Raw genomic sequence first — 787 nt, 5'->3', positions numbered from 1 at the left:
ACCCGGCCGTCAAGAGCGTCTTCGTCAACGTCTTCGGCGGCATCACCGCCTGCGACGCGGTCGCCAACGGCATCGTCCAGGCTCTGGAACTGCTGGAGCAGCGCGGCGACGACGTCAGCAAGCCGCTGGTCGTGCGTCTGGACGGCAACAACGCCGAACTGGGCCGCCAGATCCTCGACGAGCGTGCCCACCCGGCCGTGCGTCGGGTCGACACGATGGACGGCGCCGCCGCTCAGGCCGCCGAGCTCGCGGCGAAGTAGGGGACTGAACACACCATGGCTATCTTCCTGAACAAGGACAGCAAGGTGCTGGTCCAGGGCATGACCGGCTCTGAGGGCACCAAGCACACCCGCCGCATGCTCGCGTCCGGCACCAACATCGTCGGTGGCGTGAACCCGCGCAAGGCCGGACAGTCCGTCGACTTCGACGGCACCGAGGTGCCCGTCTTCGGCTCCGTCGCCGACGGCATGGCCGCCACCGGCGCCGACGTCACGGTGATCTTCGTTCCGCCGAAGTTCTCCAAGGACGCCGTCATCGAGGCGATCGACGCCGAGATCGGTCTGGCCGTCGTGATCACCGAGGGCATCCCGGTCCACGACACGGCCGCGTTCTGGGCCTACGCCGGTTCCAAGGGCAACAAGACCCGCATCGTCGGCCCGAACTGTCCCGGTCTGATCACCCCGGGTCAGTCCAACGCCGGCATCATCCCGGCCGACATCGCCAAGCCGGGCCGCATCGGCCTGGTCTCGAAGTCGGGCACGCTCACCTACCAGATGATGTACGAGCT

1 protein-coding gene and 1 pseudogene are annotated in these 787 nt (G+C 67.7%); both read left to right on the top strand.

What is annotated here, in order from left to right:
* Positions 1–260 (top strand): annotated as a pseudogene (locus DSY14_RS27945) (succinate--CoA ligase subunit beta); the annotation flags it as partial.
* Between the two features lie 15 nt (positions 261–275).
* The coding region (locus tag DSY14_RS27940; RefSeq protein ID WP_211719582.1) for a CoA-binding protein at positions 276–787 on the top strand (512 nt) is incomplete at its 3' end.

The organism is Nocardiopsis sp. MG754419 (assembly GCF_018207095.1).
In the GTDB taxonomy this organism is placed as follows: domain Bacteria; phylum Actinomycetota; class Actinomycetes; order Streptosporangiales; family Streptosporangiaceae; genus Nocardiopsis.
The sequence above is the reverse complement of the archived record's forward strand: the minus strand, read 5'-3'. Positions and strand labels throughout refer to the sequence as shown.